22 protein-coding genes and 1 pseudogene are annotated in these 22,590 nt (G+C 68.1%); 15 read left to right on the plus strand and 8 right to left on the minus strand.

Features of this window, described 5'->3' with window-relative positions; all coding sequences use genetic code 11:
• The first annotated feature begins 10 nt into the window (after positions 1–10).
• The 3 genes and pseudogenes from ABT352_RS13540 (at position 11) to ABT352_RS13550 (ending at position 9,727) form a co-directional block, all read left to right on the plus strand.
• Complete coding sequence (locus ABT352_RS13540) at positions 11–6,541, plus strand: DEAD/DEAH box helicase (protein WP_350945068.1); 6,531 nt, start codon at positions 11–13, stop codon at positions 6,539–6,541.
• An 85-nt stretch (positions 6,542–6,626) separates the two neighbouring features.
• Positions 6,627–8,822: pseudogene (locus ABT352_RS13545) on the plus strand (UvrD-helicase domain-containing protein); the annotation flags it as partial.
• Positions 8,822–9,727, plus strand: coding sequence for a serine/threonine-protein kinase (locus ABT352_RS13550; RefSeq protein ID WP_350945070.1), 906 nt, complete (start codon positions 8,822–8,824; stop codon positions 9,725–9,727). The pseudogene ABT352_RS13545 and the gene ABT352_RS13550, both read left to right, overlap by 1 nt.
• A 64-nt stretch (positions 9,728–9,791) precedes the next feature.
• Here ABT352_RS13550 and ABT352_RS13555 read toward each other — a convergent pair whose 3' ends face one another.
• The 3 genes from ABT352_RS13555 to ABT352_RS13565 are packed head-to-tail and all read right to left on the minus strand — an operon-like array spanning position 9,792 to position 11,146.
• A complete protein-coding gene (locus ABT352_RS13555; protein ID WP_350945071.1) occupies positions 9,792–10,001 on the minus strand; it encodes a DUF397 domain-containing protein in 210 nt (69 codons plus the stop codon).
• A gap of 30 nt (positions 10,002–10,031) precedes the next feature.
• On the minus strand, positions 10,032–10,238 hold the full coding sequence (locus ABT352_RS13560; protein WP_350945073.1) for a DUF397 domain-containing protein: 207 nt from the start codon (positions 10,236–10,238) through the stop codon (positions 10,032–10,034).
• Between the two features lie 14 nt (positions 10,239–10,252).
• A complete protein-coding gene (locus tag ABT352_RS13565) occupies positions 10,253–11,146 on the minus strand; it encodes a helix-turn-helix domain-containing protein (protein WP_350945074.1) in 894 nt (297 codons plus the stop codon).
• 355 nt (positions 11,147–11,501) lie between these two features.
• Between ABT352_RS13565 and ABT352_RS13570 the strand changes: the two genes are divergently transcribed.
• The 6 genes from ABT352_RS13570 to ABT352_RS13595 all read left to right on the plus strand — a co-directional run bounded on the left by ABT352_RS13570 (position 11,502) and on the right by ABT352_RS13595 (position 15,329).
• Positions 11,502–11,960, plus strand: coding sequence for an ATP-binding protein (locus tag ABT352_RS13570; RefSeq protein WP_350945076.1), 459 nt, complete (start codon positions 11,502–11,504; stop codon positions 11,958–11,960).
• 69 nt (positions 11,961–12,029) lie between these two features.
• The gene (locus ABT352_RS13575) at positions 12,030–12,608 is read left to right on the plus strand and encodes a hypothetical protein (RefSeq protein ID WP_350945078.1); all 579 of its coding nucleotides are present in this window, start codon (positions 12,030–12,032) and stop codon (positions 12,606–12,608) included.
• A 115-nt stretch (positions 12,609–12,723) separates the two neighbouring features.
• Complete coding sequence (locus tag ABT352_RS13580; RefSeq protein WP_350945079.1) at positions 12,724–12,876, plus strand: hypothetical protein; 153 nt, start codon at positions 12,724–12,726, stop codon at positions 12,874–12,876.
• Between the two features lie 5 nt (positions 12,877–12,881).
• Positions 12,882–13,424 (plus strand): NUDIX hydrolase, encoded by a 543-nt coding sequence (locus ABT352_RS13585; protein ID WP_350945080.1) that lies wholly within the window; start codon positions 12,882–12,884, stop codon positions 13,422–13,424.
• A gap of 42 nt (positions 13,425–13,466) precedes the next feature.
• The gene (locus tag ABT352_RS13590; protein WP_350945081.1) at positions 13,467–14,513 is read left to right on the plus strand and encodes a hypothetical protein; all 1,047 of its coding nucleotides are present in this window, start codon (positions 13,467–13,469) and stop codon (positions 14,511–14,513) included.
• Positions 14,514–14,585: 72 nt separating this feature from the next.
• Complete coding sequence (locus tag ABT352_RS13595) at positions 14,586–15,329, plus strand: hypothetical protein (RefSeq protein ID WP_350945082.1); 744 nt, start codon at positions 14,586–14,588, stop codon at positions 15,327–15,329.
• Positions 15,330–15,550: 221 nt separating this feature from the next.
• On the opposite strand, the gene ABT352_RS13600 is transcribed toward ABT352_RS13595, so the two are convergent.
• Positions 15,551–16,015 carry a hypothetical protein gene (locus tag ABT352_RS13600; RefSeq protein ID WP_350945083.1) on the minus strand — a complete coding sequence of 155 codons (465 nt, stop codon included), beginning with the start codon at positions 16,013–16,015 and terminating at the stop codon, positions 15,551–15,553.
• Between the two features lie 280 nt (positions 16,016–16,295).
• On the opposite strand from ABT352_RS13600, the gene ABT352_RS13605 reads away from it, so the two are divergent.
• Positions 16,296–16,583, plus strand: a complete 288-nt coding sequence (locus ABT352_RS13605) for a hypothetical protein (protein WP_350945084.1) — start codon at positions 16,296–16,298, stop codon at positions 16,581–16,583.
• A 94-nt stretch (positions 16,584–16,677) separates the two neighbouring features.
• Here ABT352_RS13605 and ABT352_RS13610 read toward each other — a convergent pair whose 3' ends face one another.
• Entirely contained in the window at positions 16,678–17,079 is a 402-nt protein-coding gene (locus ABT352_RS13610; RefSeq protein ID WP_350945085.1) for a hypothetical protein, read from the minus strand.
• 172 nt (positions 17,080–17,251) lie between these two features.
• Between ABT352_RS13610 and ABT352_RS13615 the strand changes: the two genes are divergently transcribed.
• The gene (locus ABT352_RS13615) at positions 17,252–17,440 is read left to right on the plus strand and encodes a hypothetical protein (protein ID WP_350945086.1); all 189 of its coding nucleotides are present in this window, start codon (positions 17,252–17,254) and stop codon (positions 17,438–17,440) included.
• A 391-nt stretch (positions 17,441–17,831) separates the two neighbouring features.
• On the opposite strand, the gene ABT352_RS13620 is transcribed toward ABT352_RS13615, so the two are convergent.
• Together ABT352_RS13620 and ABT352_RS13625 are read right to left on the minus strand one after the other, a co-directional pair.
• Positions 17,832–18,185: a hypothetical protein gene (locus tag ABT352_RS13620; RefSeq protein ID WP_350945087.1), complete on the minus strand. Its 354-nt coding sequence runs from the start codon at positions 18,183–18,185 to the stop codon at positions 17,832–17,834.
• Between the two features lie 103 nt (positions 18,186–18,288).
• A complete protein-coding gene (locus ABT352_RS13625) occupies positions 18,289–19,446 on the minus strand; it encodes a hypothetical protein (RefSeq protein ID WP_350945088.1) in 1,158 nt (385 codons plus the stop codon).
• 143 nt (positions 19,447–19,589) lie between these two features.
• On the opposite strand from ABT352_RS13625, the gene ABT352_RS13630 reads away from it, so the two are divergent.
• From ABT352_RS13630 to ABT352_RS13645, 4 genes are read left to right on the plus strand one after another with little or no spacing between them, the layout of a single operon-like run.
• Positions 19,590–19,751 (plus strand): NUDIX hydrolase, encoded by a 162-nt coding sequence (locus tag ABT352_RS13630; RefSeq protein WP_350945089.1) that lies wholly within the window; start codon positions 19,590–19,592, stop codon positions 19,749–19,751.
• A 28-nt stretch (positions 19,752–19,779) separates the two neighbouring features.
• Complete coding sequence (locus ABT352_RS13635; protein ID WP_344746984.1) at positions 19,780–20,118, plus strand: ArsR/SmtB family transcription factor; 339 nt, start codon at positions 19,780–19,782, stop codon at positions 20,116–20,118.
• A complete protein-coding gene (locus ABT352_RS13640; protein WP_350945090.1) occupies positions 20,115–20,606 on the plus strand; it encodes an SRPBCC domain-containing protein in 492 nt (163 codons plus the stop codon). The genes ABT352_RS13635 and ABT352_RS13640 overlap by 4 nt, the downstream gene beginning before the upstream one ends.
• Complete coding sequence (locus ABT352_RS13645) at positions 20,603–21,229, plus strand: dihydrofolate reductase family protein (protein ID WP_350945091.1); 627 nt, start codon at positions 20,603–20,605, stop codon at positions 21,227–21,229. The genes ABT352_RS13640 and ABT352_RS13645 overlap by 4 nt, the downstream gene beginning before the upstream one ends.
• Positions 21,230–21,459: 230 nt before the next feature.
• On the opposite strand, the gene ABT352_RS13650 is transcribed toward ABT352_RS13645, so the two are convergent.
• Positions 21,460–22,551, minus strand: a complete 1,092-nt coding sequence (locus ABT352_RS13650) for a hypothetical protein (protein ID WP_350945092.1) — start codon at positions 22,549–22,551, stop codon at positions 21,460–21,462.
• Positions 22,552–22,590: the final 39 nt, after the last annotated feature.

A 22,590-nucleotide genomic window follows, 5' to 3' on the forward strand; every position in this document is an offset into this window, starting at 1 on the left:
GGGAGACGGTGTGAAGCCGACGTTGGCCGCTGACGAGTTGCAGCGGAGCCTGACGCAATATCTCACGACCACCTTCGCGCTCGCGGAGAAGCCGGTCCGCGATGCGCTGGAGCGCTTCCTCAACCATCCCGAGCAGGGCATCTTCCGTGGCCCCTACCTGCGGATCCGCACCCCGTTCCGTACCGCCGACCAGGGCTGGAAGGACCACCTGGAGTGGACGCCGCCCGGGGGTTGGACGCCGTACCGGCATCAGGCGCGGGCGTTCCGGCGGCTCAGCACGCTGAACAAGGCGGCCGAGCCGACGCTGATCACCACCGGGACCGGTTCGGGCAAGACCGAGTCGTTCCTGGTCCCGGTGCTCGACCACTGCAGGAGACAGAGGGCGAAGGGGAAGCGCGGGGTGAAGGCCGTGCTGCTCTATCCGATGAACGCGCTCGCCACCGACCAGGCGCACCGGCTCAACGACTATCTCCAGCAGCCCGGCCTGCACGAGGTGACCGCCGGGCTCTACATCGGCGACACCCCCGAGGTCGGCTACCCGAAGGTGATGACCCGGCGGGCGGAGATCCGCAGGAACCCGCCGGACATCCTGATCACCAACTACAAGATGCTCGACCTGCTGCTCCAGCGTTCCGACGACCTGCCGCTCTGGGAAGACGCCGAGTTGGCGTACGTGGTGGTCGACGAGTTCCACACCTACGACGGCGCGCAGGGCACCGATGTCGCGATGCTGCTGCGGCGGCTCGCCTCGGCGACCGGGCATTCGCGGCCCGGCAGGCCGCTCGGTGACATCTGCCCGGTCGCCACCTCCGCCACCCTCGGCGAGGGCGGCGACAGCGTGGTCATCAGGCAGGTCGCCGAGCAGGTCTTCGGCACCGCGTTCGGCGAGGACGCCGTCGTCGGGGAGGACCGGCTCACCGCCGAGGAGTTCGTCGGCGATATCGACGTCACGCTGCCGCTGCCCGACGTGCGGGAACTCGCCGCCCTCCCCGACCCGCTCAGGAACCCGGCCGCGATGGAGCTGATCAGCCAGGCCGTCACGGGCAGGAGCGGCCTCAGCTCGCAGGAGCTGGGCGGGGTGCTGCGGAAGCACATCCTCACTCAGGCGGTGCTCGACCTGCTCGGCGACGGCCCGGCGACACCGGCCGAGATGCTCGAACTCCTGCCGCGCCGGGGTGCGTACAACTGGGGTGCGGCCATCCGCCAGTCGCCCACCCAGGCGGCGACCGCGCTCGCCAGGTTCGTGGCGCTGCTCTCGCACGCCCGCGACCCGAAGAGCGAGGAAGGTCCGGAGGACTCCAAGCGGCCGTTCCTGCACATCGAGACCCACATCTGGGTGCGGGCCGTCTCCCGGCTGCTCCGGCTGGTCAGTCACACCTCGGCCTTCGCCTGGATCGGCGAGTCGGCCGTGCTGGACGCCGACTCGACGTTCGACATCATGGGCAAGACGCTGCTGCCCTCGGTCTACTGCCGCCACTGCGGACGCTCGGGCTGGGCCGCGTACTCACCGGAGCGGGACCCCGCCGAGCTGGTCACCAGCCCGGAGAAGATCTACCGCGCCGCCGTCGGGTCGGAGAAGAAGCGCGTCCGTCCGCTCATCATGGCCACCCGGGGCGAGGCCGAGGGGAAGGCCAGAAACCTGGCGATCCTGGACGGCGAGCGGGTCCGGCCCGTCGATCCGGAGAAGGACCGGTACGAGGAGGGCGACCTCGTCTTCGTCCTCGTCGACCTGAGCACCAAGTCCGAGGCGAACAACGCCGCCGAGCAGGACCGCTGCCCGGCCTGCGACATGGACCAGGGCATCCGCTTCCTCGGTGCCGGTCTGGCCTCGCTCGCCGCGGTGGCCGTCACCCAGCTCTTCGCGGGCAACCAGCTGGAGGCCAAGCAGCGCAAGACGCTGCTCTTCAACGACTCGGTGCAGGACGCCGCCCACCGGGCCGGCTTCGTGGCCAACCGGTCGTACGCCTTCTCACTGCGGCGACTGCTCACCACCAGGCTCGATCCCGGCACGCCGATCCTGCTCAACGACCTGGTCGCCGACTTGGCCGCGGTGGCGAGCGCGGAGGACGTACTGCCCTCGGTGGTCCCGCCCGACCTGCACGACCGGCCGGAGATCGACGCGATCCTGGCGCGGGAGACCGCCGGGTCCCCGCAGGCGTGGGACCTCATCGGCGAACGGCTCGCGTTCGCCACCATCATGGAGCTCGGGCTGCGCTCCCGGCAGGGCCGCACGCTGGAGCTGACCCGTACGGCGGCGGCCGAGGTGGTGCTCGGCGATCCGGTGAAGGTCGCCGCTCTGGCGCGCGATGTGCACGTCAACATGCCCGGGATGGTCGAACTCGCCCCCGAGGACCGCTATCTCGTCTACGTCAGGGGTCTGCTGGAACGGCTGCGCTACCGAGGCGCGATCAAGCACGTGTGGCTGGACAAGTGGATCGGCAACGGCGGAAGCAGCAGGTACGGCGCGATCTGGGGCAGGCGTCCCGAGGGGATGCCCGCGTTTCCCCGAGGGCTGTCCGCGCCGATGTTCCTGCTGGACAGGAAGAAGCGGAAGTCGGACTTCGACCGGATCGACGCCGACCAGGGCTGGTACCAGGACTGGACCACCCGCTGCCTCGGCCTCGAACGCGGCACGGCCGGCCACTACCTCTCCCGGCTGCTGCCGCTGCTCGCCGGTGAGGGCGTGATCTCCGTACGACCGGCCGACGACGGCGCGACCAGGGTGTACGGGCTGCAGCCGGGGCACATCCAGATCCGTCTGCTGGAGAAGGACCAGGTGAACGATGCCGGGATCGGCTGCGACCGGTGTGCCTGGGAGCAGACCGTCCACCCCGAGATCCTCGGCGACTGGTACGGCCAGCCCTGCCCGCGCTACCGCTGCGGCGGCCACCTGACCGATCGGGGCGGCCAGGACTACCAGCGCGACTACTACCGGCGGCTCTACCTCGCCCAGGGCGGCGAGGGCGCCTTCCGCGTGGTAACCGCCGAGCACACCGGCGCGCTGACGAGAGGCCAGCGCGAGCAGGTCGAGCGGCGCTTCCGCGACGGCGACCGCTACAGCGACCCGAACGTGCTCTCCTGCACGCCCACCCTGGAGCTGGGCATCGACATCGGCGACCTGTCGGCGGTGATCCTCGCCTCGCTGCCGCCGGGTCCGGCGAACTACGTGCAGCGGACCGGTCGCGCGGGCCGCCGCAGCGGGAACGCGTTCCTGGTCACCATGGTCGGACGTTCCCCGCGCGACCTGTACTTCCTCGACGAGCCGCGCGACATGATCGCCGGTGAGATCGTGCCGCCCGGCAGCTACCTGTCGGCCGTGGAGATCTTGCACCGGCAGTACACCGCCCACCTGGTCGACCTGTGCGCGCGGGGAGAGCTGGACGGGGTGGCGCCGCTGCCGAGGCTCGCCTCGGCGCTGTTCGGCGAGACGGGCTGGCTGGCCGGGTTCACCACAACAGCCCTCGCGGTCGGCGACACGGCGGTGCAGGGGTTCCTCGACCTGTTCGGCACGACACTCACACCCGAGGCGGTCGCCGACCTGCGCGGGTTCGCGACCGAGGACCTGGCGCGGGTCGTGGCGGAGGCGACGGAGGCGTGGCGGCGGCGCCTCGCCGACCTGCGGGAACGAATCGGGGTCATCGACACCGCGATCGAGGCGCTGGTGGAGTCCGACCCCGTCCAGCGTGCCCAGAAACGGGCGCTCACCGCCGAACGGCGGGCGGTCGCCAAGCGCATCGGCGAACTCGGCAGGGAGAACGCCCAGGGAGCGCTCGTCGAGCTCGGGCTGCTGCCGAACTACTCCCTGATCGACTCGACCACCACCCTGGAGGCGACGATCACCTGGGAGGAGGAGGTCGAGGCGGGCAGACGCTACCACGGCGAGGTGCGGGAGTATCAGCGTCCGGCCAGGCTCGCGCTCACCGAGCTCGCCCCGGGCAACTCCTTCTACATGCGCGGCTACCAGCACGAGGTGACCGGCCTGGACATCGGCACCGCGTCACGTCCGGCCTGGGAACGATGGCGGGTCTGTCCCGGCTGCGGCTACGTGCGGACCACCCTCGCCGCCGAGGACACGAGCCCCTGCCCGCGCTGCGAGGGCCGCGACATCGGCGAGCTGGGTTCCCTGTACGGGGTGCTGCGGCCAACCAGGGTGACCGCGCACGACCGGCGCGACGACGCCCAGATCCGCGACGACCACGACGACCGGCAGCGCCGCTACTACGAGACGGCCGTCGCGGTGGACATCGACCCCGCCGACATCGCGCCCGGGTCGTGGCGGCACGGGAAGGTGGTGTTCGGCCTCGACTTCACCCGCAAGGCGGTCATCCGCCGGTTCAACCTGGGCGCGACCCGCTACGACCGGCCCGCGACCGACCGGTTCGCGGGCGAGGACGTTCGGCTCAATCCCTTCCACACCTGCCCGGCCTGCGGTGGCACGACCGTGGACGGGCCGCCGGTGTCCTCCCAGCAGGACGCGCTGGTCGCGAGCTCGTACACCGATCCCGGACGCAAGCACCACCGACCCTGGTGCGTTCACCGGCGCGAACCCCAGGACGCCGAGCACCTGCGGCTGCTCCTCGCGCACGAGCTGCGTACCGAGGCGCTGCGCATCCTGCTCCCGGTCGCCACGCTGCTGATCGAGGAGCGGATGGCCTCCTTCGAGGCCGCGCTGATGGCGGGGGTGGCCGCCAGGTACGGAGGCGACCCCGACCACCTCGCGGTCGTCACCGCCACCATGCCCGACCAGGAGACCGGCCGGCGCCGACGCTTCCTGGTGCTGCACGACACGCTGCCCGGCGGCACCGGATACCTGCACCGCCTCTCCTCGCCGGAGGGTTTCCGCGAGGTGCTCGAAGCGGCGCTGCGGATCGTGGAGGAGTGCCCCTGCAAGGAGGACCAGCGCAGGGCGGCCTGCCACCGCTGCCTGCTCTCGCACGTGCCGGGCACCAAGTACGACGTGGTCAGCCGGGCCGAGGCGCTCGTCATGCTGCGCGAGCTGCTCGACACCTGGGAGCCCGCGCGGGTCGCCACCACCGACGCGATCTCACTCTGGGACCAGGTGGAGAGCGAGCTGGAGGCCCGTTTCCTCGGTGGCCTGCAGTCCTGGGCCCGCCGTGCGGACACCCCCGGCACGCTGGGCATGGCCGGTGTGCTGAACGAGAAGAAGACCGCGGACCTGCGCATCGAGGGGCCGGACGGCTCGATCGTGCACTGGCAGATGATCCTGCAGAACACCATCAAGGGCACCCGCCCCGACGTGCTGTTCCGGCGGCTGGACGACGCGCCGCTGGAGGTCGCGGTCTACCTCGACGGCTACACCTACCACGCCTCGCTGGAGAAGAACCGGCTGGCGGGCGACGCCGCGAAGCGGGCCAGGCTGCGCGCCGACGGACGGGTCGTCTTCCAGTTCACCTGGGACGACATCGCCGACTGGGAGGCACGCGAGCACGCGCCCTTCGTCAAGGGAGAGCCGCCGCGTGCCCCCTACCAGGGCAACGCGCAGGCCAGAGCGCGCCAGATCTACCAGCAGGTCAGCGCGGGCCGGGACCCCGACGAGCTGGTCCGTACGGTGTGGGCGAACCCGGTCGACACGCTGCTCGCCTTCCTCGGCGACCCCCGGCCCGACGTGTGGTTGCACCGGGCAGAAGCCGCCGTCGCCGGACTGATGGGGTCGGCGAAGGGCCAGAGCCGCTCAGGGCCCGGCGGTGTGCCGGAACGGGTGACGGCCGCGCTCCGTGGCGCGTCCCTTCCTGCTCCGACCAGCGAGAAGATCATTACCCTGCGCGCCGTGGACGCGGCACCCTGCCCGCTCGTCGTGGTGCTCGACGGCCGCGACGGCTACCGATGGACCGCCTTCGTGCTGATCGACGACCGGAGGGAGACCATCAAGGCCGACAGGGAGGCACACGAGAGGCGCTGGGCGGCCTGGCTCTACTGGGGCAACCTGCTGCAGTTCCTGGACGCGGGCGCCGGAGAGGGCGGGCAGCTCGCGCTCACCGACCTGGACGCCTTCGATCCCTCGCTCCTCGCGGTGGCCGGGGGAGAGGGGACCGCCTCCGTGCTGAGCCTGCTGCCCCTCGAAGACGACGAGGGTGAGGTGACCGTTCCTGCGGATACCGTACGGCCGCCACGGGAGAGCTCCCAGACCGAGACCGTCCCCTTCCCGAGGGTTCCCACCGCGCTGCCGGTCGAACGGGCCGTGCCGGGAGGCGGCACCGGGGGACAGGATCCGCGCTGGGAGAAGATCTACGACGTGCTCGACCCCGGAGAGTCGGGGCTGGCCGCGTTCGCTCGTGAACTCGCCAGGCTGGAGATCCCCGCCCCCGCCTCCGACGAGGTGGGATTCGAGCTGGGCGAGCAGGCCTGGCAGGCGGAGCTGGCCTGGCCCTCGGCCAGAGTGGCGATCGTGCTGGCCGGAGACGACGACGAGGCGCACCGGCGCAACGCCGCCTTCGTGGCGGCCGGGTGGGAGGTACGCGATGTGAAGGGCTGGGACCCGGCGGAACTGGCCGAGCGCGTCCGTGGTGGAGGTGCTGGATGAGCGCCGGTCCGGTGACGCGGCCGGGGGCGAGCACGGTGAACGGAGCGGTCGGACAGCGGGCGGATCGGCGAGAGGACACGTGAACATGCAGGGTGAGGCGACGCTGCGGCTGCTCGACAAGGCGGACAAGGAGATCCTCAAGCTCCCGAGGGACGTCAAGGGCGCGATCTACGACTTCCAGCACAAATTCCGCAAGAGCCCGGCGAATCCCGGCCTGAACTTCAAGCAGCTCAAGGGGCATCCCCGGCTGTACTCGGCGCGGGTCAACCAGGAGTATCGCGCGCTGCTGCTGCACGCGGGCGAGGCGGATTACATCCTGGTGGCGGTCAAGCACCGCAGGGACGTCTACGACAACCTCGACCGGTTCGCCTACCAGATCAACCCGGTCACCGGCGGCATCGAGTTCGTCGACCTGGTCACCATCGAGGAGCGGGTCCGGCATGAGCCTCCCGTTTCCGATGAGCGAGTCCGGCACGAACCTCCTGTCTCCGAGGAGCCGAAGCCGCTGTTCGCGGCCTTCACCGCGGAACAACTGCTCGGGCTCGGGGTGGCGGAGCCACTGCTCGGGCTGATCGCGAAGATCACGACCGAGGACGAGCTGCTCGGTCTGGCCGAGTACGCGCCGCAGCTCACCACGGAGGTGCTGCTCGGGCTGCACGACGGCAAGAGCGTCGAGGAGGTCCTCGACCAGATCACCACCCCGGTCACCGCACCCGAGCCGGTCGACGCCGAGGACTACCAGGCGGCCCTGGCCAGGCCCGCCACCCAGGTCACCACCGACGACACGGCCCTGCAGGAGGTGCTGGGCGAAGACTTCGGCCGCTGGCGCGTCTTCCTGCACCCCACCCAGCACAAGGTGGTGGAGCGCGCCTACAGCGGACCGGCCAGGGTGAGCGGGGGGCCGGGGACCGGGAAGACCATCGTCGCGCTGCACCGGGTGCGATACCTGGTGGACCGGCTCGGGCCAGGCGACGACAGGGCGGTCCTGTTCACCACGTTCAACAAGAACCTGGCGGCCGACCTGAAGAGGCGACTGCTTGAGCTCGCGGGGACCGAGGTGGCCCGGCGGGTGGAGATCGTCAACATCGACAAGCTCGCCACGCAGATCGTCGCGGAAGCCGAGCCCGGCGGGCGCCGCCGCTGGATCGACGACGCCAGGGCGCTGCAGGAGTGGCGGGAACTGCTGCTGGAGCAGGACGAGACACGCTGGGACGACGAGTTCCTGCACGCCGAGTGGTCCCACGTCATCCTCGGCCAGGCGATCAACTCGCGGGCCGACTACTTCCGGGCCCGCCGCGCCGGACGTGGCCGCCCCATCAGCAGGGAGGACCGCGCGGCGATCTGGCAGCTCGTCGAACGGTACGTCAAGCGGCTCGACGAGAAGGAGCTGTGGACCTTCCGTCAGGTGGCGGAGCGGGCCGCGCGGCTGGAGATCGAGCGCGCCAGGGAGCGGGCCTCCTACGAGGCAGACCAGGTCAGCTCGGTCAAGGTGCAGCGGGAGTCGGGGATCTGGCACCGTCCCCGCTACCGGCACGTCGTCGTCGACGAGGCGCAGGACCTGAGCAGCGCCCATTGGAAGATGCTCCGCGCGATGGTCCCCGAGGGGCCGAACGACATCTTCCTCGTCGGTGACTCCCACCAGCGGATCTACGGCAACCACGTCTCGCTCGGCAGCCTCGGCGTCAACATCCGGGGACGTTCGTCCAAGCTCACCCTCAGCTACCGGACCACGCACGAGATCCTCGGCACGGCACTGGGGCTGCTCGGCACCGAGGACTGGGACGACCTCGACGACGGCCGCGACGACCTGCTCGGCTACCGCTCGATCCTGCACGGCACACGTCCCGTACTGCGCCCGGCGTCCACCTGGGACGCCGAGCTTGACGCCGTCGTCGCGCAGGTCAAGGAGTGGGATGATGTCGCGCCCGCGGCGATCGCGATCTGCGTCCCCGAGCGCCGCATGGTGGCCGAGGTCGAGAACCGGCTGGGCAAGGCGGGTATCAAGGCCGCGGCCATCGGATCGGACGGGCCGAAGCTGTACGACGCGATCCACGTCGGCACGATGCACCGTTTCAAGGGCCTGGAGTATCAGCGGATGATCCTCGTCGGCGTGGCGGAGGGGCTGCTTCCCTCACGGCACATCTCCCCGTACCGGGAGAGCGACCCGCTGCGCTACCGACGGGAGCTGCAACGTGCCCGCTCGCTGCTGTTCGTCGCCGCCACCCGGGCCAGGGACACACTCGTGATCTCCTGGCACGGCCAGAAGAGCAGATTCCTGCCGTGAGGACGATCGCCGACCGCTACCGGCTCACCGCTCCCATCGCCCGAGGCGGGATGGGAGCCGTCTGGCAGGGCTCTGACCTACGGCTCAACCGCCCCGTCGCGGTCAAGCTGATCCACCAGGACGACCTCGTCGCGAAGAACGAGGCCACCCGCCGCTTCTACCGGGAGGCACGGATCACCTCCCGCCTGCGGCACCCCGGCGTGCCCGTCGTCTACGACTTCGGCAGCGAGAACGGGGAGCTCTTCATGGTCATGGAGTATCTCGAAGGCCACACGGTCGCGGACCTGATCGCCGAGCACTCACCACTGCCGGTCTCCTGGGCGGCACTCATCGGCGCCCAGGTCTGCGCCGTCCTGGCCGCGGCCCACGCCGTCGACCTGATCCACCGAGACGTCAAGCCCGGCAACCTGATGATGTGCGCCGACGCCACGGTGAAGGTGATCGACTTCGGGGTGGCGACCGCGCTGGGAGCCAAGGAGTTCTCGCGGATCACCCAGACGGGACACGTCCCGGGCACGGCCCGCTACATGGCCCCCGAGCTGGCGGAAGGAGCCGGGGCGAGCCACCTCAGCGACCTCTATACGGTGGGCTGCCTGTTGCACGAACTGCTCACCGGCTCGCGCCCGTTCGCCTCGAAGGACCTGATGACGGAGATCGGCCGCAGCCTCAGGGAGCCCCCTCCCGCGCTGGACCGCCCCGACGCCCCCGAAGAGCTGGAGGAGCTGGTGCGTTCGCTGCTCGCCAAGTCTCCGGAAGGGCGCCCGGCGAGTGCCCTGTCGGTCTTCGAGAGCCTGCTCCGGCTGATCGGGCCGCTGCCGCCACTACCGGGCCTGATCAGCAAGGACCTCACCACCGACCCGGTGCACATGTACGCGGCGGCCATCCGGAACGTGAGCATGTGAGGTTCACGGTTGTTTCCGGGAAGCGCCCGTCTTGTACGACGGCACACTTCCCGGGGTTCTGCGGTCAGACAGGGTTGTCGTAGTGGCCGTTCTTGATGCCGTTGATGAAGATGGTCCACTCGGTGCGGGGGAAGACGAGGGTGCCGCCGTCGCGGTTCTTGGTGTCGCGGACGGCGACGTCGTTGCCGACGAAGGCCGTCTCGACGCAGCTCGGGCCGTCGGCGCTGAGGCTGCTCTTGCGCCAGCGTGCTCGGGAGAGGTCAGGTTTCCGCATCCTGTGTCCTCGGTGGGTGGGGGTCAGGGGTTAGGGGAGGGCGTCGAGGTTGCCGTTCTTGATGCCGCCGATGAAGGCGTGCCACTCGGTGCGGCTGAAGACGAGGGTGCCGCCGTCGCGGTCTTTGGTGTCGCGGACGGCGACGTCGTTGCCGACGAAGGCCATCTCGACGCAACTTGCGCCGTCGGCGCTGAGGCTGCTCTTGCGCCAGCGTGCACCGGATAGATCTGGCTGCATCGCGGTTCCTTCCGCTAATGATCTTCGCTTAGAGAAGCGAGTAGCGCGGCTGTGTCGGCTGGACTGAGCGCTATCGCGCGAAGATGCTGACACATATGGTTATACATCTCGATATCCGATTCCTTCTCAAGGAATAGGTCGCCGGCCATGCTGTCGATGTAGACCACATCGAAGTCGTCCTCGGCGAACTTCAGGGCGATGAAGCTGCCGGGCATTCCTGGATGGGCTCCAGCGGAGAATGGGATGACCTGGACGGTGATGTGCGGGCGTCGAGCCTGCTGGGTCAGGTGCTTGAGTTGGGCACGCATGACAGAGACGCCGCCGACCTGCCGGAGCAGAGCGGCTTCGTCCAGAATCGCCCACAGGTGGAGAGGGGTGTCTCCCTCCAAAAGGGCTTGTCGCTGTAGCCGGGCGCTGACGCGATTCTCGATCTCTTCGTCGGTGGCGGCTGGACGCACACCGCAGATCATCGCCCGGATGTAGTCCTCGGTCTGCAGCAGGCCGGGGATGAACAGCGACTCGTAGTTGATGGCCTGTTCGGCTTCTGCCTCCAGGCCGATGAGGGCGGTGTACTGGTCGGGGAGACTCGCCTCGAAGCTGTGGAGCCAACCGCGCTGCTTGGCCTCCTTCTGCAATGCGACCAGGTCGGCGCGGCGGCTTCCGGTGGCGTTGTAGAGGTCAAGCAGCGCGTTGAGTGTCCGGAGTTGTGGCTTGGTCTTGGCCGTCTCGATCCGGTAGAGGGTTGCGAGGTTGAGGTCGGTCTTCTCGGTCACCTCGGCCTGGGTTAGTCCAGCCTCCTCGCGGAGGCGACGCAGTTCGGCTGCCAGGCGGCGTAGGCGGACCGTGGGTGGCTGGCGCTTGGGCGACGACAGAGGCGCGATTCCGGTCATCTCCTCTTTCTCTCGCATCTTTAGCTCCTTTCTGGATCAAGCAGGCAATGTAAAAGCCCGGGTTGCTTTTACTTTGTGTGATGGTGCATGCTCTCTCCGTAAGCATTCCAGGTGGGGTTCCCGCCGGAAGGCAAAACGAAGGATTTCCCCAGACGGCCGGGCGGACAATCTTCCCTCTCGGTGCGGCCCACCCCGTACCGGGTGCCCGCCCGGCCTCAGCGGTACGACCGGCGATACATCTGCGACGCTCCCCGGCCGTACTCCCGTAGGACCGGCACCGTGCCCCCTCGTCCCCCGTGGGGGAGCGCGGCGTCCCCGGCCGCGCGAACGGTGCCGGTCCTATGTCCGACGTACGAACCAGGAGCGGTGGAAAATGACCGATGTCGCCAGCAGCACGCAGTACCTCAAACTCTCCGTCTTCCCCACCTCGCCCTACTACGCCCGGGTCCACGTCCGGCGCGTACTGGAGAGCTGGCACCGGGACGACCTGATCGAGACCGCCCAGCTCCTCGTCTCCGAGCTGGTCTCCAACGCGATCACCGCGCACACCGCGTGCCCCGAGGCCGCCAAGGCGATCCCGCACGCCGATCCGGACCAGATCTGGATGGACGTCTACCGGATGGGCGAGACCGTCGTCTTCCGCGTCTGGGATGCCAGCCCGCTCACCCCCGTCGTCCGCGATCCCCACCCCGACGACGAGAACGGCCGCGGCCTGCACCTCGTCGATCTCCTCGCCACCGAGTGGGGCTACTACCGCCCCACCCCCGGCGGCAAGATCGTCTGGTGCACCCTCGCGGCCTCACCGACGCCTCCCGAGGGGCACGTCGAGTGATCATCGCACTTCCATCAAATAGCGAAATGTAATCACGTCAACTCGGAAGGTTAGGAATCATGGGGTGTCGTGCCCCCTGTATCCATCGGCCGTGTTGGCTACATCGATGAGTCGATTCATGATCGTCCCGGCCTGTATCTACTTGCGGTGGTGCTCGCCGAGCCTGATGCCTCCGCGCAGGTGGGTCGTGAGCTCTCGGCGCTGATTCCGGCGGCACGTCGGGTGCACTGGCATGCCGAGGACGATCTGACCCGTATCGGTCTGGTGAAGACCGTCTCCACGATGCCGGTGAGCGCGCGGGTTTACTCCTGCGGGTTCGACGCTCCCGGTCGCAAGGAGGCGGCGCGTGCCAGGGCGCTCAGCTGGATGGCTCTGGAGCTGGACACCGGAGTCCGTCACCTGGTTCTCGACCGCCGTCAGAACGCGCAGAACGCGGTGGACCGGCGAGTTCTGGGCGGACTGGCAGGGCGGCCACCCCGATTCACCATGGACCATCGGAGTTCGGCCGACGAACCGCTGCTCTGGCTGGCGGACATCGTGGTGGGAGCGGCAGCGGCCCAGGTGCTGGGCCGCACTTCCGTCTACACGGAACTTCTGGGAGAGGTGCTGAGGTCGGTGAGTGTCGACAGGCCCGAAAAGAGCGATTAAAACGCGATGGCCGGGTGCCCGTCATGCGGCGGGAAGCCCGGCCTCACTTCGCGGTTCGTACCCGACCGCGCATCACCCATCGTAGTTGCGTCGTCGCTCCTGTCAATCGCCATCCGTGATCGCGTTCATGATCAAGACCGGTGAGGCCGAGATATTCGCCGGGATCGGAAAGCTCGCCCATGGAGAGCTCGCACCCGGTATGCATGAGGTCTCCGCGTCCGACCGTGCCGCTGTCGCGGCGATCCGGCCCTCCTACGTCAACAGGTGATCGACTTGGCCATCACGGCAGACCACATCCGCGCCGTCATCGGCGACTACCTCGACGCGTACCCCGAGGACAAGCAGAGCCTCGCCCCGGCCCTGGAACTGCTGGACGGCGGCGCGGACATAACGACCCGCAAGGAGTTCCGTGGCCACGCGACCGCCGCCGCGATCCTCGCTGCCCCCGACGGGCGGATCCTGCACATCCGCCACCTCGTCCTGGACAGCTGGTTGCTGCCCGGTGGCCACCTGGAGGCATCCGACGTCACCCTCCTGGACGCGGCCCTGCGCGAGCTTTCCGAGGAGACCGGCATCCCCACCGCCGCCGTCACTCCGGCCGGGGAGCGTCCCCTCCAGATCGATATCCACCCCATTCCCGCCAACCCGGCCAAGGGCGAACCGGACCACCGGCACATCGACTTCCGCTTCCTCCTCCACACCACCAGTGCGATCGGCCCGCTCCAGACCGAAGAGGTCACCGCCGCCGCCTGGCACGACCCCGACAGCATCGGCGACCCCATCCTGAGACAGCGCATCATCCAAGCCCTTCGCTGAGCCCTTTCCGTCCCGAGTCCTGCTACTTCTTGGAGTGTTCAGATGATTGAGATCGAGTCCGCCTGCTTCACCTGGATCAGGACCGGTGATCTCGATCAGACGGTCCGGGCGTTCGGCGGGCAACCCCTGGTGGCCGAACCGGAGACCCTCGACGGCCTGTTCGGCATCGCCCCGGAGGACTTTCCCGACGATGCCACCGGTGTGGCTCTGGTGGCCCGCCATGGGGAGTGGGCTGTGATCGTGGAGCCGTTCGCGTTCCGGGGGCTGAGCGAGGTGTTGCTGGGCGAGGTCGCGGCGAAGGGGGAGGCGTTCCGGGTGGCGTGGACCGTCAACATGGCCACCTTTGTCAGCTACGTTCGTGACGGCGAGGTCGTCGCGTCGTTCGATGCCCTGGATCTCGATGGCGCCTCTGGCCGGGAGTGGCTCGACGGCCTGCCGGTGGGTGAGGCCGACTGGCGTGCCGACTGGAGGGCCACCGCGTTCGCCGTGGCCGAGCACCTGTCGGGGGTCGTCGACGACGACTGGACGGCCCGGTCCCACGCCCTGCACTGGTTACGTCCGATGACCGTCGCCGCGCGCCCGGCCCTGCGCGTTGACGGGCGCATGCGGGCCATCGCGGCCGTCGACCCTCGCATCGCCCGCATCATCGCCGACCCCACGCCCGACCGGGTGCCGGAGGTCATCGCCATCGCGGCCGGTATGGCCGTGGCCACGGCGGGCATCGATGGCCCTCTGGTCGAGGAGGCGCTGGCCCTGATCGCGGCCGGCGAGTGTTCCGCCGAACTGGCCGAGCGGCTGGGCGACTTCCGGATGGAGTTCGCGCGACGGGCGTCGGAGGCGTTTCTGGCCTCGCCCGACAGCGCCCGGCAGCGGCACTCCTCACCGGGCCATGACACCGACTACGGCCGATGGATGCTGAAGGGGGCCGCCGCCGAGGCACTGAGGGCAGCGGTGAATCCGGACATGGATCCGTTCCGGCGGGCCATGCAGGTCGTCAACTACTCCGGCGGCACCTACCTCAGTGAGGAGAACGGGGACCTCGACCGCCACTACGCGCTCGGAGAGGTCGTCACCTTCTTCAACTCCTGAACAACTGCGAGCGGGGGACGGTGGACACCATCAGGTTTATCGCCGGTACCGTCCCCAAAAAGGAGTCCGTCGATGAAGCGCCCTATCGCTGCTCTGGCTCTCGTTTCGGCTCTTGCCCTAAGCGGGTGCGCAGGCGATGAGACCTTCGGCAACCCGGCCACAGGCCAGATCGCGCAGGGGAATCACAAAGCACTCGACGTCTCGATTCTCCGGGTCGCGGCATCGGACTTTCAGCCCCTGTCCTCACCGGAGGCGCTGGCAAAGGTCCAGCCGATTGTCGCCGCAGGCGTGGTCGACGGCTGGCAGGAAGGTCCGGCTCTGGCCACCTATCCCAATGGGCCACTCGAACATCGTGTCATTCTCAGGATCAAGGTCACCCACCTCTTGAAAGGTATCGACACGGAGGGGGCAAGCAGTAATTCAATGATCTATGTGGATTTGTTTCGAGGCGCCGTGGTCCGAGATGATTCCAAGAAACCTGAGGAGTGGCTACCCAAAAGATCTTTGGAGGACTTCGAAAGTTCCATCCCCACCGGCACCAAGGCCATGGTTTTCGCAGCCGATCATCTTCCTTACGAAGGTGCTGTTATAAAACCTGGAGTCGCACTCTCCGATGAGGCCGTGCTCACCAGCCCACCGCCTCAGGGGCTTGTGTTCGAAGACCAGACGCTTGTCCAGCGGAAAAGTCCAGGCGGCCGGGCCCTCGTGGGCGGAATCGAACCGCTGGACGTCGCGGGTGTCAGCTCGGGATGGGCGGAGCCCAAAAACATGGACGACCTGATCTCGCGACTCAAAGGCAATGGTTTTTCCGATTGAACTCAACGCGCCACAGCTTATCCGTCAAGCTGGACAGGCAAACAGCCCTTCTCTGTCGATCCTGACCTGACAAGCCGCCACGGAGATCGACCATCTCGATCTCCGTGGCGGTTTCGGTAAATCTTTTTCACCTTGAATGGCATCGGCTTCGATGGTGGCGAGTGACGAACTTGCCGGAACAGCGCCCATTTACCGAACCGGTTCGTTCTGTTGGATCGAGGTCAGTCGTCCCACCACTTGCTTCCGCCGGGCCCGGTCTTGTTGCCGTTGGTCGCGCACTGGGTGATGCCGTCGACATTGACGCACACGCGCATCCACTTCCCCTTGTGGTAGGAGAAGTAGGTCCGGTCGCGGTAGTACGGGCCGCACTGGGTCCAGCTCTGTCCCTGGTTCTCGGAGACGTCTATCCACACCTTGTCGCCCGACTTGTAGCCGGAGGCGATGTTGCCCTGGCTGTAGTCGAAGATCGGTTCCGTGCGCAGCTGGAACACGCGGCCACGGAACGAGGTGAGGCCGTTGTTCTGCGAGGGGGTACCCGCCCCCTTGTGGGTGACCGTGGGATCCGTGGTGAAGGTGGTGGAGCCGCACGACACGGCGGCCTGAGCGGCCTGGATACCGGCGAACGGCGCCACGGTCGCGGCCAGCAGCAAACTGCCGGCGATTGCCAGACGACGGGATGGTTTCATCTCTTCCTTCTCTCCTGCGTTTCCAATGACGGGGGAATCGATTCGGCGTGCTACCTGTCTGGTCGGGAGGCGGTTACTCGATCAAATGATCGAACGCCGGCGGGGATCCGGGAACCTGGAAGCTTCCAGGGGTGACGAGAACATGTGGAGATCAGGCAGGTGGTGCTGTCGCCGAGGATGGCCGGCGTCGCCCATTCCATGACCGGGGGCCGGTTCATTCGGACGTACTGATGACGAGACGGGCCCCAGGTCGGCGGGAAACAAAGAAGGAGAACTGGATATGTCGGTTCTAATGGGATTAAATCCCCGGAGTCAGGACAGTTACGGCAAGGGGGAGGCGCTGAACATCAAGGCTGGAACCAGCCGCGACGCCGTTACCTTTGATATCCGGATCGGCGCAGAGCACAAGCATCTCGTCATCAACGACGGTGGCCGTCAGTTCGCGCTCACTCCGATCAACTGCGTTGCCGACGGTCGCGCCTCATACGGTGAGGTCCGGAGCATCCAGAACTTCCGGAGCATCGACCCGGTCAAGCGGCCCGAGCGCTGGCGCACTCTTGAATGCTGAGTTGTGCTGTTCGAAGAGTGCGCCTGCGAAGCTCCGGGCGGCTGCCCGATCCATAACTGAACCTACGCCCGTACGCGCGATGATGGCCGCCGAGTCACAGTCGTCCTCCGTCCGCGTAGGACCGCCGGACCCGGTGGCCGTCATGGGTACGCCAGGAAACCCACGCTTCCATCACGTCAACCTCCAACGACTTCCGCCGGGCAGCGGTGGTCACCTCAGCCTCAGTGGCATTGGCCGAGGCCGTACCGCTGTGCAAGCTGCCGTCACTCAGGCGCCAGCCCAGCACATACCCCACAGTGGAGGCGCGCTCCTGCTCACGCCGGGCTTTTCTCCTGCGCTCCACCAGGGTCAGAGTCAGCAGTCCTATGCCGGTGCCTACCGCCCCACCCCAGCTGGTCACGTTGATGGCGAACGGTACGAGCATCACGGCGCCTCCCGAGGGGTGAGTCTGCACAAGGAAAAACGGTTCCGCTTCCGCGATGGTGCCCGTCGCCACCCTGATCGGCCACCTCGCAAAGCGAACAATCAGCAGCTCGGAATCGCAAGCCTGACCCGCGATGATGCCGCTCGTCGCGAGTCAAAAGCGAGCCCCGAAGTGGTTCCAGTACGCCCGTTCGGCACTGGCCGCCCCCTTCGATCGTTCACCGAGAAAGGCCGGAGGACCCCGCATGACCGAGCGATCCAAGTACCTCGTATGCGGCACCATATCGGCGGTCGCAGCGTGGGCCGCCTATACGATGCTCCAGAACGGATCGACTCGGCTATATCTGTACATCTCACTTGTTGTATGCACGGTCGCCGCGGTGGGTTTTTTCATTGGCGCGATCGTGGCCTTTGTGACCGGCGACGATCGGTAGGGGCGGTTGTGCGGGACTGCGCTGAGTTCTGAGGCCTGCATGGTCTTCGGTTGTTCCGGGCCGCGCGCTCCCAAGTCGCCGCCGTCCCAGGCGGCAGATCCGGGCGCGGTGGATTCCAGGCGTAGACGACCTTCCGTAGCCGTGTCCGGCGTGTTCATCCAACGGTCGTCTGACGAACGTCTGCGGGAGCACGCGTCCGACACCGCCGCTGGTACACCGACGGCGAGCTCGCCGCCGTCCAGCTCCTGGCCACCAGCTCGGCGACCACCTTGTCCCGGGGGGCCGGGTGGCTGCCGCACAGATCCAGTGACCAAGCCTTACCGACCACAGCCGATGTCCCCGTCAGCGTTTTGAAAACCAGTTGGAAACCGGTCGCCTATCAAGGCGCCGATCAGAACATGGCCGGCCCCAGGTGGTCCGTCCACTCGCGGCGGAGAGCGTCCTCGACGTCGTTGGGGGCGTCACCATGCAGGCCAGGGGCGGCGTGGACGCGGCGGCGCGCGGTGTCGTGCTCGGCGGGGGTGGCGACTCGGGCCCACAGCGGACCGCGCCAGCCGCACTCGCACACCGCACACCAGCCGACCGCGTCCCGGCCGTCCAGCAGACCGGCCGGTTCGGCCTCGCCTTCCGGGCCCCAGCGCACCACCACGGCACCGCCGGTCTCCGAGCCCACCGAGACCCTGCCGTCTGAAAACTCGGCAGCGGCCCATCCCTCGTGTGCGTAGTCGTCGCTTTCCCAGATCATGCCCATCTCCCGATCAAGTATCAGATGTTCTCAAGCGTCAGGATCAGGCATTGAGCGACAACGGAGCGATTCAGCGTCAGTGAGCCGACCGTTCCTGGCCGCTTCAAGGCCCGAGCCGCATTGCGCGCTTTTCGCCGACGTCCGGCCCGCTCCACGCTGCCTCCGCGCAGCGGAGGCGGGCTGCCTCGGCCGGTGTGGCGTCGCGGACCTCGTAACCGCTCTGCCCGTCGTGCCCCAGGACCGTCACGACGCCGGTGACCAGCACCTTTCCGCTCATGATGTCGTGGCAGGCGACGCGTCGGTCAACACCGAAGGTTTCGTGGGCAGGCCGATCGGCGTAGTCCCAGCGCCAGCCCCGGTAGGTTCCACCCGGCTGCGGCTCGTACGCCTGGACGTCGGCGGTGAAGGTGACGTCGTCCGGGTTCAGGACCTCGGCGGCGTGTAGGCGCGCGGCAAGGTCTCGGGCCCGCTCCTCACGCTGCTCGGGAGCCCACTGTTCGACCGTTTCCGGCAGGTGGTGCCAGTGGCCGGCGATCTGCGGGTATTTGCTGACGAGCTCGGTCAGCCAGTGCGGCCATCCCTCGCGTTCGGCGATGTCGGGCACCTCCCGCTCCGCCATCGCCGCCTGCCACCGGTCAAAGGGCATGTCCGGCGCCAGCCCCTGGGCCGTCAGGAAGTCGGCCATGGTCATTCCCTGGCGGACGAGGTGCTTGTTCAAGGCCGCCTGCCGACGGCCGATCCGCGCTGCGGGCCAGTGCTCGGCCGTAGAGACCGGCACTTCGACCGGGCGCGCCTGCCGGCCGTCCGCCCTGTCGGGACGTGCGTGCCGGGCCGGATCGAAGACGTCTCGAATCGGCCAGAACCTGATCAGCCACCGCTCGGGCGTGCGCTCCTCCCACGCCCGTTCGAACTGCTCCTCAGAGATGAACTCCGGCGGATCCCCGCCCTTTTGAGTGTGCGCGGTGACGCCGTACAGGAAGTGCGGCGGGCCGATGATCAGTTGTCGGCTCGCCTCCTCGGCCAACGACCCCACGGTGACGAACCCGGTACCGCCCTCGATGGTGGTGTCCTGGACCAGGAACCACGGAGCCCCGGGATCAGAAGGCCGCCCATCCCACGCCTCCAGCCGGATGTCCGCGAGGTGATTCTCGCCGTCAGGACTTTCCAGCAGGAGATCGCCGTCGCTGCGTTCGAAGAAGACCCCCAGCTCCCCGAACTGCACCCACACCTCGTCATCGCAACCGCGTAGCAGCCACGCCATCGGACCCGCCTTCCCGCCGCCGCCCATTGATCAACGGGATCGGAGCGTAGAGGACGGCGGCGACAGAACGCAGACGGCCGGGCGTGGGGCCGGGAGAAGGAACCCCGCCGGCCCGGTGGCCAAGCGCAGGCACCGAGACGGCGATGGCCAAGGCCGTCGCCCTGGATCGACGACTGCCGCCCGGCGGTCACCTGGAGGACTCCGAGACCACCCTGCTGGAGGCGGCCCTGCGCGAACTCGCCGAGGCGATCCGCTTCCTCGATGTCCGGCAGCGGACCTTTAGCAATACTTTGCTCTTGCGCTAAGTATTGGGGGCGGGCAATACTTAGCCGCATGGCACAGTATTCGGCCGAGCTCGACGGTGTGTTCGTCGCCCTCGCCGACCCGACGCGCCGCGGCGTCATCCGACGCCTCGGCCGCGGTCCGACGAGCGTGGGCGATCTCGCCCGCGAGTTCCCGATGACCCTTCCCTCCTTCATGAAGCACGTGCGGACGCTGGAGGCGAACGGCCTGATCCGTACGGTCAAGCTCGGCCGGGTACGCACCTGCGTGCTCAACCGCGACCGCCTCGCCCTTGTCGACGGCTGGCTCGAAGAGCAGCGCCAGGTCTGGGAAGAGCGCACCGACCGGCTTGAACGCCTCGTCACCGATCCGAAGGAGAAACACCCGTGAACCCCGATCTCGACCTGCTCCTGCAGCGGGTCATCCGCGCTCCCCGCGCCGCGGTGTGGAGCGCGTGGACCGATCCGTCCCTCTTCGAGCAGTGGTGGGTTCCGGCGCCGACCGTGTGCCGCGTCGACCGCCTCGACGTCCGGCCCGGCGGCGCGCTCGTGACGCGAATGAGCGAGGACGGGGTCGGCTTCGTCCCGCACCTCGACGCGAGCTTCCTCGTCGTCGACGAGCTTGAGCGGATCGTGTACACGAACGCGATCGACAGCGCCTGGCGCCCCGCGAGTCCCGCACCGGTGCTCATGACAGCCGAGGTCACGCTGAGCGATCATCCGGACGGCACGGACTACCGAATGATCGTCCGGCACGGTGATCCGGCCGCCCGCGCCCGCCACGAGGAACTCGGCTTCTTCGACGGCGTGGGCTCGGTCGTCAAACAACTCGCCGTCGTCGCGGAGAGCCGGGTCGCGGAGAGCGAGGTCGTCCGGTGAGGATCGTTCTCACCGAGTTCGTCACCCTCGACGGGGTCAGCCAGGGGCCCGGCTCGCCGACCGAGGACACGAGCGACGCCTTCACCCGTGGCGGCTGGCTCGTGCCCCACCTGGACGAACTCTTCGTCCGGCGTACCTCCGACTGGCTGGACCTCGCCGACGGCCTGCTGCTCGGGCGGCGCACCTACGAGGCGTTCGCCCGGGACTGGCCCCAGATCACCGACCCGGACGACCCGTACACCGCGCGGATGAACGCACTGCCGAAGTACGTGGTGACCAACACCCTCACTGAAGGGAGCTGGCATCCGACGACCGTGCTTCGCGGCGACCCGATCCAGACCGTCGGGGAACTCAAGGCGCGGCCAGGAAGGGAACTCCAGATCCACGGGAGTGCCCGGCTCGGCAACGCCCTGCTGGCGGCGGGCCTCGTCGACACGCTCCGGCTCGTCGTCGCCCCGGCCGTGACCGGTTCCGGACGGCGGTTGTTCGACCATCCGAGCCGACCCGTCGGCCTTCGACTCGTCCGCCACGAGGTGACGGCGAAAGGCCTGCTACTGCTCCAGTACGAGGCCGCCGGTGCCGCCCCGACAGCGGAATACGAGGGCGTCACGGCCTTCGTCTAGCGCAGTGACCGGAACCGAATACGTTTCCGTGCCGCTGTCGCGGCGATCCGGCTCTCCTACGTCAACAGGTGATCGACGTGGCCAGCACGACAGGAGGTCACCGCCGCCGCCTGGCGTGAAGCCGACAGTATCGGCGACTCCGTCCTGAGACAGCACGTCACCCGGGCACTTCACCGAGACCCTCAGGCCCGCACTCGACGACCCGCTCTGTCGTTCTCGCGGCCCGGGTCCTATACGGGGATGACCCTGGGGAGGCGGGGTGCGTCGTACCAGTCGGCCTTGTGCTTGCGCAGTAGCGCCTCGCCGTCGCGTTCCCAGGAGAAACGCGGCTTCTTGAGCAGCTTGCGGAAGACCTCGCTCGCTTTGCCGGGGTCCTGCGCGGCGAGGCGTTGCAGGATGCGGGGGCTGACGTCGTCGCCGCGCAGGTATCCGCTGACCACCTCGCGATACCGGCCGCGGGCGATGAGCGCGGGGTCGGCGAAGACCTCCTGGAGCAGGTCGAAGTCCGGGTGGAAGCCGAGACCGTCCTCCTCGTCGAAGAGGATTGCGACCGTCCCCATCTGGGCGAAGCCGGGATCGGGCAGGTCGGGCGGAGTCCACGGGCCGCTCTTGCTCCCGGCCCGCTCGTAGTCGTGCCGGTAGAAGGCGAGAACCTTCTCTTTCACCTCGTCTCCCGGAACGGCGATCATGTCGCTTCCATAGAGGTCGATGAAGGATTCGCGTTGGGTGGCCTGAATCTCGCGGGCCCGAGCGAGTTTCTCGGGGTTGCGGAAGACCAGCTTCGGATTCCTCAGCTGCAGCTCTCGTACGCCTGCGAGGGCGTCGGAGGCGTCCTCGGCGGGGAAGGCCGCCGATGCTCCGCTGATCATCCAGTCGTCTCCCACGGGAACGATGCCGCCGACCATGACGACGCCCGGGGTGAGCCGTTCGACGCCCGCCGGACCCATGTTGGAGCGGATCCGGTAGGTCAGCTCGTCGATGTGGTTGACGGCCACGAAACCGTCATCGCCGTACGGCTCCTTGATCTCGAAGACGCCCTGTACGTAGTCCGTCCACGACAGCACGAGCGCCCGGTCCTCGCCGGTGAATCGCTCGGCGAACATCTCGACCACGGTCTGCCCACCGTCGAGCCGCTTGGTGAAGATGAAGGAGTCCAGAGCCGCCGAGAAGGTCATCTCGTCGTCGACGACGCCGCCGGGGAACGCCTCAAAGATCATGTCCCTGACGGCCCGGTCGAACCGGGGTGACCGCGCGTACTCCGACAACTCGCCCTTGAGATCTCCGGCCCGCTCCATCGTGTCCATGACGTCCTCACAGTCCATCGGCGACCCCCAAGATACCGGTGAGGCACCGCGCCTACA

Origin of the sequence: Streptosporangium sp. NPDC000563 (assembly GCF_040299985.1) — a bacterium.
Classification (GTDB): domain Bacteria; phylum Actinomycetota; class Actinomycetes; order Streptosporangiales; family Streptosporangiaceae; genus Streptosporangium.